Annotated in this window: 10 protein-coding genes; all 10 read left to right on the top strand. The window is 67.3% G+C overall.

The annotated features are described in order from the left end of the window. The first annotated feature begins 3 nt into the window (after nucleotides 1-3). Nucleotides 4-2,625 carry a type VI secretion system ATPase TssH gene (gene tssH / locus LXM55_RS29275; protein ID WP_233323604.1) on the top strand — a complete coding sequence of 874 codons (2,622 nt, stop codon included), beginning with the start codon at nucleotides 4-6 and terminating at the stop codon, nucleotides 2,623-2,625. Nucleotides 2,626-2,635: 10 nt separating this feature from the next. Next, nucleotides 2,636-4,162 carry a sigma-54 interaction domain-containing protein gene (locus LXM55_RS29270; protein ID WP_233323603.1) on the top strand — a complete coding sequence of 509 codons (1,527 nt, stop codon included), beginning with the start codon at nucleotides 2,636-2,638 and terminating at the stop codon, nucleotides 4,160-4,162. An 86-nt stretch (nucleotides 4,163-4,248) separates the two neighbouring features. Continuing rightward, nucleotides 4,249-4,389 (top strand): type VI secretion protein, encoded by a 141-nt coding sequence (locus tag LXM55_RS29265; RefSeq protein WP_233323602.1) that lies wholly within the window; start codon nucleotides 4,249-4,251, stop codon nucleotides 4,387-4,389. A gap of 17 nt (nucleotides 4,390-4,406) precedes the next feature. Then, nucleotides 4,407-5,609: a type VI secretion system-associated FHA domain protein TagH gene (tagH, locus tag LXM55_RS29260; protein WP_233323601.1), complete on the top strand. Its 1,203-nt coding sequence runs from the start codon at nucleotides 4,407-4,409 to the stop codon at nucleotides 5,607-5,609. Between the two features lie 5 nt (nucleotides 5,610-5,614). Beyond that, entirely contained in the window at nucleotides 5,615-6,118 is a 504-nt protein-coding gene (gene tssJ / locus LXM55_RS29255) for a type VI secretion system lipoprotein TssJ (RefSeq protein ID WP_233323600.1), read from the top strand. Further along, nucleotides 6,115-7,446, top strand: coding sequence for a type VI secretion system baseplate subunit TssK (tssK, locus tag LXM55_RS29250; RefSeq protein ID WP_233323599.1), 1,332 nt, complete (start codon nucleotides 6,115-6,117; stop codon nucleotides 7,444-7,446). The genes tssJ and tssK overlap by 4 nt, the downstream gene beginning before the upstream one ends. A gap of 5 nt (nucleotides 7,447-7,451) precedes the next feature. Beyond that, the gene (gene icmH / locus LXM55_RS29245) at nucleotides 7,452-8,339 is read left to right on the top strand and encodes a type IVB secretion system protein IcmH/DotU (protein ID WP_233323598.1); all 888 of its coding nucleotides are present in this window, start codon (nucleotides 7,452-7,454) and stop codon (nucleotides 8,337-8,339) included. Next, nucleotides 8,336-11,860 carry a type VI secretion system membrane subunit TssM gene (tssM, locus tag LXM55_RS29240; RefSeq protein WP_233323597.1) on the top strand — a complete coding sequence of 1,175 codons (3,525 nt, stop codon included), beginning with the start codon at nucleotides 8,336-8,338 and terminating at the stop codon, nucleotides 11,858-11,860. The genes icmH and tssM overlap by 4 nt, the downstream gene beginning before the upstream one ends. Continuing rightward, nucleotides 11,860-12,588 carry a PP2C family protein-serine/threonine phosphatase gene (locus LXM55_RS29235; protein ID WP_233323596.1) on the top strand — a complete coding sequence of 243 codons (729 nt, stop codon included), beginning with the start codon at nucleotides 11,860-11,862 and terminating at the stop codon, nucleotides 12,586-12,588. The genes tssM and LXM55_RS29235 overlap by 1 nt, the downstream gene beginning before the upstream one ends. Then, the gene (locus tag LXM55_RS29230; RefSeq protein ID WP_233323595.1) at nucleotides 12,585-13,655 is read left to right on the top strand and encodes a serine/threonine-protein kinase; all 1,071 of its coding nucleotides are present in this window, start codon (nucleotides 12,585-12,587) and stop codon (nucleotides 13,653-13,655) included. Before LXM55_RS29235 ends, LXM55_RS29230 begins: the two co-directional genes overlap by 4 nt. The last annotated feature ends 17 nt before the right edge of the window (nucleotides 13,656-13,672 follow it).

Genomic DNA, 13,672 nt, shown 5'->3' with positions numbered 1-13,672 from the left:
TCGATGATCAACGTAGATCTGCAACAACTGATCCAGGCACTGGATGCCGATACCCGCCGTGATCTGGAGCGCTGCGCCGAGCGTTGCGTGGCCCGGGGCGGCAGCAAGATCCTGGTGGAAGACCTGCTGCTGGAGTTGCTCGAACGCCCCCAGGGCCTGCTCGCCAGGGCCCTGCAGGATGCCGCGATCGACCTCGGTGAACTCAGTGGCGTGTTGCAGGCCGGGGCCGAGCACAGCGCGTCGCGCAATCCGGTATTCGCCCCGGAACTGGTGCAATGGCTGCAGGATGCGCTGCTGGTGGCCAACCTGGAGCTGGGGCAGACCCAGGTGGAGCAGGCCGCGTTGATCCTGGCGTTGCTGCGCAACCCGCTGCGCTATGCCGGCAGTCGCTACCAGCCGTTGCTGGCGCGGCTGAACATCGAACGCTTGAAGGATTTCGCCCTGGCTCAGCAGGGCGAGCGGGGGGCGAGCGGTCAGCCGGCGGCGGGCGGCGAGTCACTGCTGCAGCGCTTCACCCACAACCTCACCCAGCAGGCCCGGGACGGCACCCTCGACCCGGTGCTGTGCCGCGACGATGCGATCCGCCAGATGGTGGATATCCTGGCCCGGCGGCGCAAGAACAACCCGATCATTGTCGGCGAGGCCGGGGTCGGCAAGACCGCGGTGGTCGAAGGCCTGGCGTCACGCATTGTCGCCGGCGAGGTGCCACAGGCGCTGCAGGGGGTCGAGCTGCTGTCGCTGGACATGGGCCTGCTGCAGGCCGGGGCCAGCGTCAAGGGCGAGTTCGAGCGGCGCCTGAAAGGCGTGATCGACGAGGTCAAGGCGGCGCCGCGGCCGATCATCATTTTCATCGATGAGGCCCACACCCTGATCGGCGCGGGTGGCAACGCCGGGGGCAGCGATGCGGCCAACCTGCTCAAGCCGGCCCTGGCTCGGGGCGAGCTGCGGACCATCGCCGCCACCACCTGGAGCGAATACAAGAAGTACTTCGAGAAGGACCCGGCCCTGGCCCGGCGCTTCCAGCCAGTGCAGTTGCATGAGCCTCGCGTCGACGAAGCGGTGACCATCCTGCGCGGCCTGGCCCGGGTCTATGAAAAGAGCCACGGCATCTACCTGCGCGACGATGCCGTGGTGGCGGCAGCCGAATTGTCGGCCCGTTACCTGGCGGGTCGGCAGCTGCCGGACAAGGCCGTCGACGTGCTTGATACCGCCTGCGCCCGGGTGCGCATCAGCCTCGCCACCGCGCCGCAAAGCCTGGAGCGGTTGCGGGCCGAACGGGCGCAAGGCGGCCGTCAGCAGCAGGCCCTGCGCCGGGATGCCGAAGCCGGGCTGGAGATCGACCACGACGCGTTGCAGTTGCTGGAGCAACGCCTGCTGGAGGCCGAGGTCGAGCAACTGGCCCTGGAGCAGCGCTGGGCCGAGCAACGCCAGCAGGCCGAACGCCTGCTGGCGCTGCGCCAGGAATTGGCCCTGGCCCGGGAGGCGCTGGCGGTTGCTTCCACAGACGGGCAAGCGCCTGGCCGCGAGCCCGAGGAGCACCTGCAGGCGCTGGAAACCGAGCTGACGGCAGTCCACCGCGCGCTGAGCGCGGCCCAGGCCGAAGAGCGCCTGGTGAGCTTCGAGGTGTGCCCGCGGCTGGTGGCGGAAGTGATCAGCGCCTGGACCGGGGTGCCCCAGGAACAGCTGGCGCGCGAGCACAACGCCCGCGTGGCCAGTTTCGCCGACGACCTGCGGGCACGGATTCGCGGGCAGGAGCAGGCCGTGCAGGCCCTTGACCGTTCAATGCGCGCCAGCGCCGCCGGCCTGAACCAACCCGACGCGCCGGTGGGGGTGTTCCTGCTGGTGGGGCCCAGTGGCGTTGGCAAGACCGAGACGGCCCTGGCCCTGGCGGACCTGCTGTATGGCGGCGAGCGTTTCCTGACCACCATCAACATGTCCGAGTTCCAGGAGAAACACACCGTCTCGCGCCTGATCGGCGCGCCGCCCGGCTACGTCGGTTACGGCGAAGGCGGCATGCTCACCGAAGCGGTGCGGCAGAAACCCTATTCGGTGGTGCTGCTGGACGAAGTGGAAAAGGCCGATCCGGATGTGCTCAACCTGTTCTACCAGATCTTCGACAAGGGCCTGGCCAATGACGGTGAAGGGCGCGAGATCGACTTTCGCAACACGCTGATCCTGATGACCTCGAACCTGGCCAGCGAGCGCATCGATGCACTCTGCGCGCAGGGCCAAAGGCCCAGTGCCGAAGCCCTGGAAGCGGCGATCCGGCCGGCCCTCAGCGCGCACTTCAAGCCGGCGTTGCTGGCGCGCATGCGCGTGGTGCCGTTCTACCCGGTGGACGGGCCGGTGTTGCGCGAGCTGATCGAAATCAAATTGCAGCGCCTGGGCCAGCGCCTGCTGCGCCGGCAGTTGCAGTTCAGCCACTGCCAGGCGCTGGTCGGGCACTTGGCCGAGCATTGCGGGCAAAGCGACAGCGGCGCGCGGCTGATCGATCACCTGTTGGAGGCGCAGTTGGTTCCCCGGGTGGCCGACCGCCTGCTGCAGGCCATGGCGACCGGCGAGAGCCTCAAGCAGGTGCATGCCACGCTGGATGGCCAGGGCAACGTGACCTGTGAGTTCGCGTGAGGTGGCCACGATGTTTACCCAGATAGCCCAACCACTGGCCTATGCCGAATCCCTGCTGGGGATGTACCGCGACCTCGGGCATGCCCGGGACGAGGCCAGCCTGCTCGCGGACTTTGTTGGGGCCGTCGCCCGGCTCAGCGGTTGCGAGCTGACTCAGTTGTACCTGCTGGATGCCGCCCACACTCACCTCGGCCTGTGCGCCGAGCACCTGCAAGGCAGCAGCGCGCCACGCGCCGCCGAGGTCTTGCCGGCGGACTACCACGACGAACAATTGTTGCAGTTCTGCCTCTGCCAGAACCGCGTGCTGTTCCTGGCGGACCTGGGGAACGGCTTGTACCGGACCGACTTCCTGCCGGAGGCGGGCGATCCCTGGCATTGCCTGTTGTGCGTGCCCCTGGCCAATGCCCAGGGTGCGGTGCAGGGGTTGTTGCTGTGTGCCAGTCGCGCCCCTGCCCAGTTGCAGGGCTTTGCTGGCTCCCTGGGCCTGTCCGGGTCCTTCCTGCTGGCCCAGCTCAGCCTGCGCCAGCGCTGGCAGCGCAGTGCGGTTGCGCTCCAGGGCGCGCCCGCGGCCCAGCGTCGGGCCAGTGACTACGGCCTGGTCGGCAAGAGCCTGGCGATGCGCCAGACCTGCCAGTTGATCAGCAAGGTGCTGCACAGCCCCTATACCGTCCTGCTTCAGGGCGAGACCGGCACCGGCAAGGAAGTGGTGGCGCGGGCCATCCACGATTACGGCCCGCGTCGCTTGCGGCCCTTCATCGTGCAGAACTGCGCGGCGTTGCCCGAGCACCTGCTGGAAAGCGAGCTGTTCGGCTATCGCAAGGGTGCGTTCACCGGTGCCGACAGCGACCGCATCGGCCTGTTCGAGGCGGCGGACGGCGGCACGCTGCTGCTGGATGAAGTCGGCGACATGCCGCTGCCCCTGCAAGCCAAGCTGTTGCGGGTGCTGCAGGAGGGCGAGATCCGCCCCTTGGGCGACAACCACACCCGCAAGATCGATGTGCGCATCATCGCCGCCACCCACCGTGACCTGCCGGCCCTGGTGAGCAGCGGCGAGTTCCGCGAAGACCTGTACTACCGCCTGGGCCAGTTCCCCATCGAATTGCCCGCCTTGCGCGAACGCGAAGGCGACATCCCGATCCTGGCGCGCTACTTCTGCGACAAGACCTGCGCCTTCCTGCAGCGCGAGGTGCTGGCCTGGTCCGACAGCGCCCTGCACATGCTCGGGGCCTACGCCTTCCCCGGCAACGTGCGCGAGCTCAAGGGCCTGGTGGAGCGCGCGGTGCTGCTCTGTGAGGGCCGCGAGTTGCTCCCCGAACACTTGCTGCTGCGGCGCTCTGCGCGGGTCGATGTGCAATCGTTGAACCTGCGCCTGCGCATGGAGCAGGTCGAACGCGGCCTGCTGCTGGAGTGCCTGCACAAACACGCTGGCAATCGTACCCATGCGGCCCGTGAGCTGGGCATGTCGCGCCGAGCCCTGCATTACCGCCTGGCGCGCTTGAAGCTCCAGCCCGAAGAGCCACAGGAGGTGCACCAGTGAGCCCGGCCGCCCCCCGTGCACCCTTGCTCGGCGGCCTGCGCATGCCGTGCGGCCGCAGCCCTTTTCCCTTATCTGGAGATCCGCCGATGCCTGTTCGTCACTGGCCCCTGGTCCTGCTGTTGCTGGTGGTTTCCGGCCACCTGAGCGGCTGCAGTGGTAACTACAAATTCAACGACCACCACTATCGCCCGCTTGGCGACCCGCAGACGGTCAATCGCGGCAAGTGAGCGCAAGGAGCAGCACCATGGAACTGGTTTTTGAAATGCTCGATCCGCCGCAGCGCCTGCCTGCCGAGAGCGTCAGCAAGACTTTCAGGCGCCGCGGTGGTGTCATCGGTCGCGGCGAGGATTGCGACTGGGTGATCGCCGACGGCAAGCGTCACCTGTCCAACTATCACGCCCGGGTCAGTTATCGCGAGGGGGCGTTCTTTCTCACCGACACCAGCAGTAACGGCATCGTCCTCAAGGACAGCGGCGCGCGCCTGCGCAAGGGCGAGGCCTTGCGCATCGAGCATGGCAGCACCTATGAGCTGGGGGGCTTCGGGATTCGCGCGCGGCTGGTGCCACTGGGCGAGGATCTGGCTACCGAAGTGGGGCGGCCGCTGCCGGCGGGCAGCGTCATTCCGGATGACGCCTTTATCCACCTCGACCCGCTGGTGGCCCTGGCGCAGGAAGAGCAGGGCGCACGCGAGCAGGATCCGCTGGCGATCCTGCGCAGCCCGCCCCAGGCCCCGCGGTCCTTTGCCGACTATGCGCGGATCGACACCGAGAGCCTGCTGGTGCCCGAACTGGTGGCGCCTGCTGCGGCCGTGGCACCAGCACCTTCGCCGGCCGTCCCCGGCGGCCCCGGCGAGCTGTTCTGGGAGCAGTTCGGCAACGCCCTCGGGGTGTCGCTCAAGGGGCTTGATGCGCAGGCCAGGGAAACCCTGGCGATCCAGGCGGCGGCGCTGCTCAAACAGAGCATCGGCGGCCTGCAGCAGAGCCTGCGCACCCGCAGTGAATTGAAAAACGAACTGCGCCTGGCGCAGACCGTGGTCCAGAGCGCCGGCAAGAACCCGCTGCGTTTCGCCGTCGACGCCAGTGAAGCCCTGGGCCGGTTGCTGCTGGACGACAAGCCTGGGCAGTTACCCGCGCCGCAAGCCATCGCCCGGGCCTTTGGCGATCTGCAGGCGCATCAGGTGGCGCTGCTGGCCGCCAGTCGCGCGGCGGTGCGCAGCACCCTGGAGCATTTCTCGCCACAACAGCTGGTCTTGCGCTTCGAGCGAGACGGCAAGCAGCCCTGGCTGGCCAGTTCCGCTCGCTACTGGCGGGCGTACCTGCGCTATCACCACAACCTGCGTCAGGACAATGACTGGAGCGAGCGCCTGCTGGCCCGGGATTTTGCCCAGGCCTACGAGGAGCAGCACCGGCTGATCTCCACCCTCAACACCGAAGCCCATCAAGGATGACCCCCATGTCCCGCTGCAAGGCCTTAGTACTGCACACCGCGACCCTGCTCGCGCTGCTGCTGGTCTCCGCGTGCACCTCACTGTCGCCGTATTCCAGCCTGACCAAGCTCGACCTCAGGTTGACCGCCAGTGACCAACTGAACCCCGACCTCAATGGCCGGCCGTCGCCCATCGTGGTGCGGCTGATGGAACTCAAGCACCCGGTGGCCTTTGAAAACGCCGACTTCTTCAGCCTCTACGAGCGGGCCAAGGAGGCGCTGGCGCCGGACCTGGTGGCCAGCGAGGAACTGGAGCTGCGTCCGGGGGAGAGCGTCGACCTCAAGCTCAGCGTCGACAGCCAAAGCCGTTATGTCGGGGTGCTGGCCGCCTACCGCGACCTGCCGGAAACCCGCTGGCGCTACGTGATCCCGATCACCGCCATGGATGTCACCCGCAGTGAGCTGATCCTCGATCAGGCGGGCATCCGCAACCGCCTGCAAACCCTGGCCCAGGCGGGGGAGCGACCATGAACGAGCACAAGGTGATCTGGCAGGAAGGCATGCTCCTGCGGCCCCAGCACTTCCAGCACAACGATCGTTACTTCGACCACCAGCTCAAGACCCGCACCCAGTTGCTGGGCAGTTACACCTGGGGCTTTCTCGGGCTGGAAATCGACCTGCAGTACCTGAACATGGGCAAGCTGGTGATCAGCCAGGCCGAGGGCATCCTGCCCGACGGTTCGCTGTTCGCCCTGGGCGACAGCAGCGAGCCGCTGGCGCTGGACGTGCCGGCCAACACCAGCAAGACCTCGGTGTACCTGGCGCTGCCGCTGGTGACCGGCAACCACATCGAGGCGCGCCGCGCCGAGCAGTCCGATGTGCTGGCGCGCTACATCACCTATGAGGCGCAAGTCGCCGACTCCAATGCCGACGACGACTCCAGCAGCCAGATCAGCTGTGGCCGGCCGGATTTCCGCCTGTTGCTCGGCGAGCAGCAAAGCGACCAGGCCTACGTCAAGCTCAAGGTCTGCGAGATCCAGGGCAGCAATGCCGAAGGGGTGATCAGCCTCGACGGCGATTTTTTCCCGACCTTCATCCAGACCCACGCCAGCGCCTACCTGCTGTCGTGCCTGAAGGAGGTGATCAGCATGCTCGCGCACCGTGGCGACACCATTGCCGAAAGAATCCGTTCCAACGGCAAGGTCGGTGGCGCCGAGGTGGGCGACTTCATGATGCTGCAACTGATCAACCGCACCGAAGTGCTGCTGCGCCACTACCTGGACCTGGAGCAGGTGCACCCGGAGGAGCTGTATCGCAGCCTGCTGAGCATGCTTGGCGACCTGTCGACCTTCTCCAGCGAGAGCAAGCGCCCGCGCCTGGACACGCGCTACCAGCACAGCGACCAGGGCGCGAGCTTTCGCAGCCTGATGGATGCGATCCGCCAGGTGCTGTCGATGGTCCTGGAGCAGCACGCCATCGAACTGCTGTTGCAGGAGCGCCAGTACGGGATCCTGGTGGCGGCGCTGAACGACCACACCCTGCTGGAGTCGTCCTCGTTCGTCCTTGCCGCCAGCGCCAACTGCGACACCGAGGAACTGCGGCACCGCCTGCCGGCCCACCTCAAGGTCGGCCCGGTGGAGAACATCCGCCAGCTGGTCAACCTGCACCTGCCGGGGATCAAGGTCAAACCGCTGTCGGTGGCGCCACGGCAGATCCCGTTCCACTCCAGCAAAACCTATTTCATTCTCGAATTCAGCGCCCAGGAACTGACGCAGCTGGAACGCTCCGGGGGCTTCGCCTTCCACGTTTCCGGTGAGTTTTCCGAGCTGGAGCTGAAATTCTGGGCCATCAGGAACTGAGCGCCATGATCAAGGACAGGGAATACCGCGGGGATGACAAGACCGTCCTCCTCGATCGCCAGGAACCGCACGCCGGCCCCGCCGCACTGACCGATTTCGCCGCGCCGCCGCGTTTCGAACAGCTGGAGGAGCGGATGATCTACGCCGCGCGCCTGCAACCGGCACAGGCTTTCAACGTCAGCCTCAATGCGCTGGTGGCGGCGGCCTCCGAACTGCTGTCGGAAGTGGTGCGGCTCAAGCACAGCGTCAACAGCGAAGACATGCTCGCCCTCAACCAGCAACTGAGCGCCGGGGTCAAGCAGTTCGAGGCCCGGGCGCTGCACAACGGCGCCGACGGCGGGCAGGTCATGAGCGCCCGCTACGTGCTCTGCACGGTGGTGGACGAGGCGGTGGTGACCACCACCTGGGGCAATGAAAGCGAATGGTCGCAGATGAGCCTGCTGAGCCATTTTCACAGCGAGACGTTCGGCGGCGAGAAGGTCTTCCAGCTGCTTGAACAGATGACCCGCAACCCGGTGCGCCACTTGCCGATGCTGGAGCTGATGTACCTGTGCCTGTCCCTGGGGTTCGAGGGCAAGTACCGGGTCATGGCGCGCGGGGTGCTGGAACTCGAAGGCATTCGCGACGCGCTGTACCGGCAGATCCGCCAGTTGCGCGGCGACGTGCCCCGGGAGCTGTCGCCGCAGTGGCAGGGCTTTGGCCAGCAGCGCCCGAGCCTGGTGCGCATCGTGCCCGGGTGGACGGTGGCGCTGTTCACCCTGGTGAGCCTGGTGGTGATGTATTCGGGCTTCGCCTGGGTGCTGGCCGAGCAGCGCGAGACGGTGCTGCAACCTTATCGGCAGCTTGATTCGGCTCCGCTCGCGAGCCAGCCGCAAGACGGGAAACTGCAATGAAGACTCTATGGAAGAAAACCATCGCGTTCCTCGCCCGGACCTGGGTCTGGACCCTGTTGCTGGTAGTGCTGGTGGCGCTCGTGGTGTGGTTCGTCGGGCCGCTGCTGGCGGTGGACGATTACCGGTTCTGGGAAAGCGCCACCTCGCGCCTCTTGACCATCAGCGTGTTGTGCCTGGTCTGGGGCTTGAGCATGGTGTTTGTCAGTTGGCGCGTCGGGGTGCGCAAGAGCGCCCTGGAGCAGAGCGAGGAAGGCCAGGAAAGCCTGCAGCGAGAACAGCGCATCGACGAGGAGCAGAAAGAGCTGCGCAGCCGTTTCAAGGACGCGCTGCGCACGCTGAAGACTTCCAGCCTGTACCGCGGGCGCAGCGAGCACTGGCGCGATGACTTGCCCTGGTACTTGCTGATCGGCCCCCAGGGCAGCGGCAAGACCAGCCTGCTGGACTTTTCCGGCCTGGAGTTTCCCCTTAACCGCATTGAGCGCAAGCTGACCCGCGACACCCAGGGCAGTGCCCATTGCGACTGGTATTTCGCCGAGGATGGGGTGCTGATCGACACGGCCGGGCGCTACCTCACCCATCCCGATGGCGAAGTCGACAGCCATGCCTGGAACACCCTGCTGGAACTGCTGCGCAGCCGGCGGCGCAACCGCCCGCTCAACGGCGTGCTGCTGACCCTGCCGGTGGAGGTGTTGCAGGGCGGCGACGAGAAAGCCCTGGAGGTGTTGGCGCGCCAGGTGCGCAGCCGCCTGCAGGACGTGCAGCAGAAGCTGCGCGTGGACCTGCCGGTGTACCTGGTGTTGAGCAAGGCCGACCAGTTGCTCGGCTTCGACGAGTTCTTCGACCAGTTGAGCCGCGAGGACAGCGACCAGGTGTTTGGCGCGAGCTTTGGCAAGGAACAGGACGGCACCGATGTGGCGGTGCTGCGGGGCGAGTTCGAAGACCTGCTGCGACGGCTCAACAGCCAGATGATCATGCGCATGCACCAGGAGCGCGATACCCAGCGCCGCGGGCGGATCCTCGATTTTCCGCACCAGCTGGGGTTGATCGGCGAGCGCTTGTGCCTGTTCGTCGACATGGCCTTCACCGGCAACCGCTACCAGCGCGCCAGCCAGTTGCGCGGCTTCTACCTCACCAGCGCGCCGCACCTGAGCCAACAGCTCGACCCGGATACCGCCGCTATTGGCGCCAAGCTGGGCCTGGAAAGCGCCGTGCTGCCAACCCTGCACAACGGCCGTTCGCGGTTTATCCATCACCTGCTGAGCCAGGTGATCTTCCCCGAAGCCGACCTTGCCGGCCTGCAGCAGGGCGAGCGACGGCGCATTCATTGGGGCCAGCGCGCCCTGTACCTGGGGGCGCTGGGCTCCCTCGGGCTGTTCGGGCTGGTGTGGGCCACGGGCTTTTCGGCCAACCACGGGCGCCTGGAGCAGTTGCGCGAACTGGCCCAGCAATGGACGGCGCAACGCGCCTCCCTGAACGCCCAGAGCGATGCCATGGCCGCGCTCAAGGCGCTGGACCTGAGTTACCAGGCGACCCAGGTATTCCCGCCCAAGGGCGAGGTGGCGCTGCATGAACGCAGCGGCCTGTATCAGGGCGAGGCCAGCAACCCGCTGCTGCGGGCCGCCTATGAGCGCGAGCTGCAAGAGCAGTTGCTGCCCCGGGTGGCGCAGATGCTCGAAGGGCAGATCCGCGCCAACCTCAAGGACCGCGAGCGCCTGCTCAACAGCCTGCGGGCCTACCTGATGCTCAACCTTGAGCAACGTCGCGACCCGAGCTGGCTGCAGGATTGGGTGGCGGCCGACTGGTCGCGGCGCTACACCGGCAACAGCACGGTACAGAACGGTCTCAACCAGCATTTCGAGCGCCTGTTGCAACAGCCGTTCAGCTACCCGCTGAACGACCGGTTGGTGGCCCAGGCGCGCCAGGTGCTGCGCAGCGAATCCCTGGCCGACGTGATCTACCGGGTGCTGCGCGAACAGGCCCGGAGCCTGCCGGACTATCGCCTGAGCCAGAACCTGGGCCCCCAGGGCGGCTTGCTGGTGGGCGCCGACTACGTGATCCCGGGCTTCTACACCCAGCAGGGCTACCAGCAGTATTTCTCGATCAAGGGCGCCAGCCTGGTGAACGAGATCCTGCATGACAACTGGGTGCTGGGCGAGGGCAGCGACATCAGCGGCATGGACCTGCGCCAGCTGATGGTCAAGCTGGAGCAACTGTACTTTCGCGACTACGCCAACCATTGGGGCGAGGCCGTGGGCCGGGTGCTCCTGGAACCCATCACCGACGCAGCCGAAGGCGCGGACCAGGTGGCGGGCCTGACCTCGGCCAACTCGCCGATCGTGCAGTTGCTGGTGGAGGTGCGCGAGAACACGCGCTTCCCGGTGCTGGCCGAGCCCACTGACGAACTGGCCGAGACTGCCGGCAAGGCGGTCGGTGGCGGGGCCCTGGGCAAGGTCGCCGTGGCGGCGGCGGGCAAGGCCCAGGACGCGCTACTGAAGAAGCTCCCGGACACCGCGAAGAAGACCCTGCAAAGCCGCTTCGAACCCCTGCACCGACTGCTGGACGACAACAACGCGCCGACCGCCGACCTGGCCCCGGCGCTGCAGGCGCTCAACGAGCTGCAACTGCAACTGGCGCAATTGGCCCGCTCCAGCAACCCCGAGCAGGCCGCCTTCGAAATGGCCAAGAGCCGCATGAGCGGTCAGCGTGACGCCTTGAGCAGCTTGCGCACCACCTCGGCACGTTTGCCGCGGCCGGTCAGCGCCTGGTTCAGCCTGATGGCCGAGGAGACCTGGGGCCTGGTGCTCAACGATGCGTACCGCTACCTCAACCAGCGTTACCAGGGCGAGCTGTACAGCTTCTATGGCAAGGCGATCAACCAGCGCTACCCGTTCGATGCCCACAGCAGCAGCGATGTGGCCATCAGCGACTTCCGCGAGTTCTTCAAGGCCCAGGGCATTGCCGAGCGCTTCTTCGACAACTACCTGCGCCCCTTCGTCAGCGGTGACGCGGGCGACTATCGCCTGCGCAGCATCGACGGCCGCAGCTTGCCCATGTCGCGCACCTACCTCGAACAGATGGCCGCGGCCCAGGTCATCCGCCAGAGCTTTTTTGCCGACAACCCCAGCGAGCCCCAGGTGCAGTTCCGCCTGGAGCCCTACACCCTGGACCCGGCCGTCAGCCGCGCCGAGTTCCGTTTCGGCAATCAGTTGATCGAGTACCGCCACGGGCCGATCGTGCCGGTGGCCTTCAAATGGCCCACCGACGCGGAAAACGGACGCGCCAGCCTGGTGCTGGAAAAACTCGCCGGCCGGCCCATCGGCATCGAGAAAAACACCGGCCCCTGGTCGCTGTTCCGCCTGCTGGACCTGATGCAGAGCGAGTACCTGACCGGGCGTGACGTGCTGGTGCTCAAGGCCGACCTGGGCGGGCTGCGGGCCAACTACCTGCTGCAGAGCCAGCGTACCCCCAACCCGTTCGACCTGGGTGTGCTGCGCAGCTTCCGCCTGCCGGTGCAGCTCTGATGATCGCCAACGGCGCCTGGCGCAGCGCGGCCCGCACCGATCCGGGCAAGGTCCGGGCGCGCAACGAAGACGCCTTTCTCGACTGCCCGCAGCACGGCCTGTGGGCGGTGGCCGACGGCATGGGCGGGCACCAGGGCGGGGACATCGCCAGCCAACTGATAGTCGCCAGCCTCGCCGAGCTGCCGCCTGTGGGCGAGTTCGACGCCCGGCTCGACAGCCTGCGCCGGTGCCTGCACTGGCTCAACCGACGCCTGGGCCAGGAGCTGACGGTGACGGCCGGGCGGCGTGACAGCATCATGGGCAGCACCGTGGTGGCGCTGCTTCTGCAAGGTGATCGCGCGGCCTGCGTCTGGGCCGGCGACAGCCGCTGCTACCTGTGGCGCGAGCAGCGTCTGTACCAGCTGTCCCGGGACCACTCGCTGATGCAAACGCTGATCGACGAGCAGCAGATGAGCGTCGAACAGGCCCGTTCGCACCCGGCCGCCAATGCCTTGACCCGGGCGGTGGGCGCCGGTGAGCGGCTGAGCCTGGAAGTACTGGAGCTGCAGGTCTATCCCGACGATGTGTTTCTCCTGTGCAGCGACGGCCTGTACCAGGAAATCACCCGCAATGCCCTGTGCCGCGCCCTGAGCCTGGCGGCGCCGCAGGTGGCCCTGCAGCGGCTGTTCGACGAAGCCCTGGACGGCGCCGCGCGGGACAACCTGACCGCCGTGGTGGTGCGCCAATGAACCTGCCGCTTTGGCCAGGGCACTCGCCATCGCCGCTGCCGGGCGAGCCGACCCGAGTGGTGGCGGCCGCGCGGCCCGCCGACCCGGCGCGGCCGGCCAAGGCGCGGCCCAAGGGCCGGGGTAAAGCCAAGGGCCGCGGCAAGGCACGCCGCCCGGCCGTGGCGCCACTCAAGGCCCTGACACCGCTGGGCGGACTGCCCCAGGTGCTTGCCGGCCGCTATCGCCTGGAGCGCCTGCTGGGGGCTGGCGGCATGGGTGTGGTGTATCGGGCGCGGGACCTGCTGCACGAACAGTTTGGCGAGCCCGAGCCTTACGTGGCGCTGAAGCTTGTCAGCGAAGCCTTCGCCGAATCGCCGGATGCCAGTGCCTTGCTCTACAGCGAATTCGCCCTGGCCCGGCGCCTGCGTCATCCGAACATCGTGCGCCTGCACAGCTTTGAAGTGGACACCGGGCACGGCTGCGCCTTTATCACCATGGAACTGCTGCGCGGCATGACCCTGGACCAGCTGCTGTGCCAGTGGCCCCTGGGCTTGCCGTGGGACGAATCGAGGGAGCAGGTCCTGGCGCTGCTGGAGGCCCTGGCTCACTGCCACGGCCGCGGCGTGCTGCACGGCGACATCAAGCCCAGCAACCTCATGCTGGGCGATGAAGGCCTGCGGCTGTTCGATTTCGGCCTGAGCCGCGCCGCTCAGGGCCTGCTGCCGGGTCTGCCACGGCTCAACCGCCAGCGCTTCAACGCCTGGACCCCAGGCTACGCGGCCCCGGAACTGCTGGACGGTGAGCCGCTGTCGGCCGCCGCCGACCTGTTTGCCGTGGCCTGCGTGATCCATGAACTGGCCGGCGGCAAACACCCCTATCGGCGCCTGCCCTCGACCGAGGCCCGGGACCAGCAATTACACCGGCAACTGCAACGCCCGCGGCACTTGCCGGGGCACTGCTGGCCGGCCTTGCGTGCCGCCCTGGCGCTGGACGCCAGGGAGCGCGCCATCAGCGTCGAGGAGCTTTACCGCGCCGTCGCCACCGAGGGAGGCTGGCTGCGTGGCTGGCTTTCGGGGCGCCCACGATGACCACCGGACAGGGAGCA

Source organism: Pseudomonas sp. Au-Pse12 (assembly GCF_021341665.1).
GTDB lineage: Bacteria > Pseudomonadota > Gammaproteobacteria > Pseudomonadales > Pseudomonadaceae > Aquipseudomonas.
The sequence above is the reverse complement of the archived record's forward strand: the minus strand, read 5'-3'. Positions and strand labels throughout refer to the sequence as shown.

Bases quoted from the DNA above. Each gene is read 5' to 3' on its own strand.
- tssH (WP_233323604.1), top strand. From the start codon at position 4: ATGATCAACGTAGATCTGCAACAACTGATCCAGGCACTGGATGCCGAT.
- LXM55_RS29270 (WP_233323603.1), top strand. From the start codon at position 2,636: ATGTTTACCCAGATAGCCCAACCACTGGCCTATGCCGAATCCCTGCTG.
- LXM55_RS29265 (WP_233323602.1), top strand. From the start codon at position 4,249: ATGCCTGTTCGTCACTGGCCCCTGGTCCTGCTGTTGCTGGTGGTTTCC.
- tagH (WP_233323601.1), top strand. From the start codon at position 4,407: ATGGAACTGGTTTTTGAAATGCTCGATCCGCCGCAGCGCCTGCCTGCC.
- tssJ (WP_233323600.1), top strand. From the start codon at position 5,615: ATGTCCCGCTGCAAGGCCTTAGTACTGCACACCGCGACCCTGCTCGCG.
- tssK (WP_233323599.1), top strand. From the start codon at position 6,115: ATGAACGAGCACAAGGTGATCTGGCAGGAAGGCATGCTCCTGCGGCCC.
- icmH (WP_233323598.1), top strand. From the start codon at position 7,452: ATGATCAAGGACAGGGAATACCGCGGGGATGACAAGACCGTCCTCCTC.
- tssM (WP_233323597.1), top strand. From the start codon at position 8,336: ATGAAGACTCTATGGAAGAAAACCATCGCGTTCCTCGCCCGGACCTGG.
- LXM55_RS29235 (WP_233323596.1), top strand. From the start codon at position 11,860: ATGATCGCCAACGGCGCCTGGCGCAGCGCGGCCCGCACCGATCCGGGC.
- LXM55_RS29230 (WP_233323595.1), top strand. From the start codon at position 12,585: ATGAACCTGCCGCTTTGGCCAGGGCACTCGCCATCGCCGCTGCCGGGC.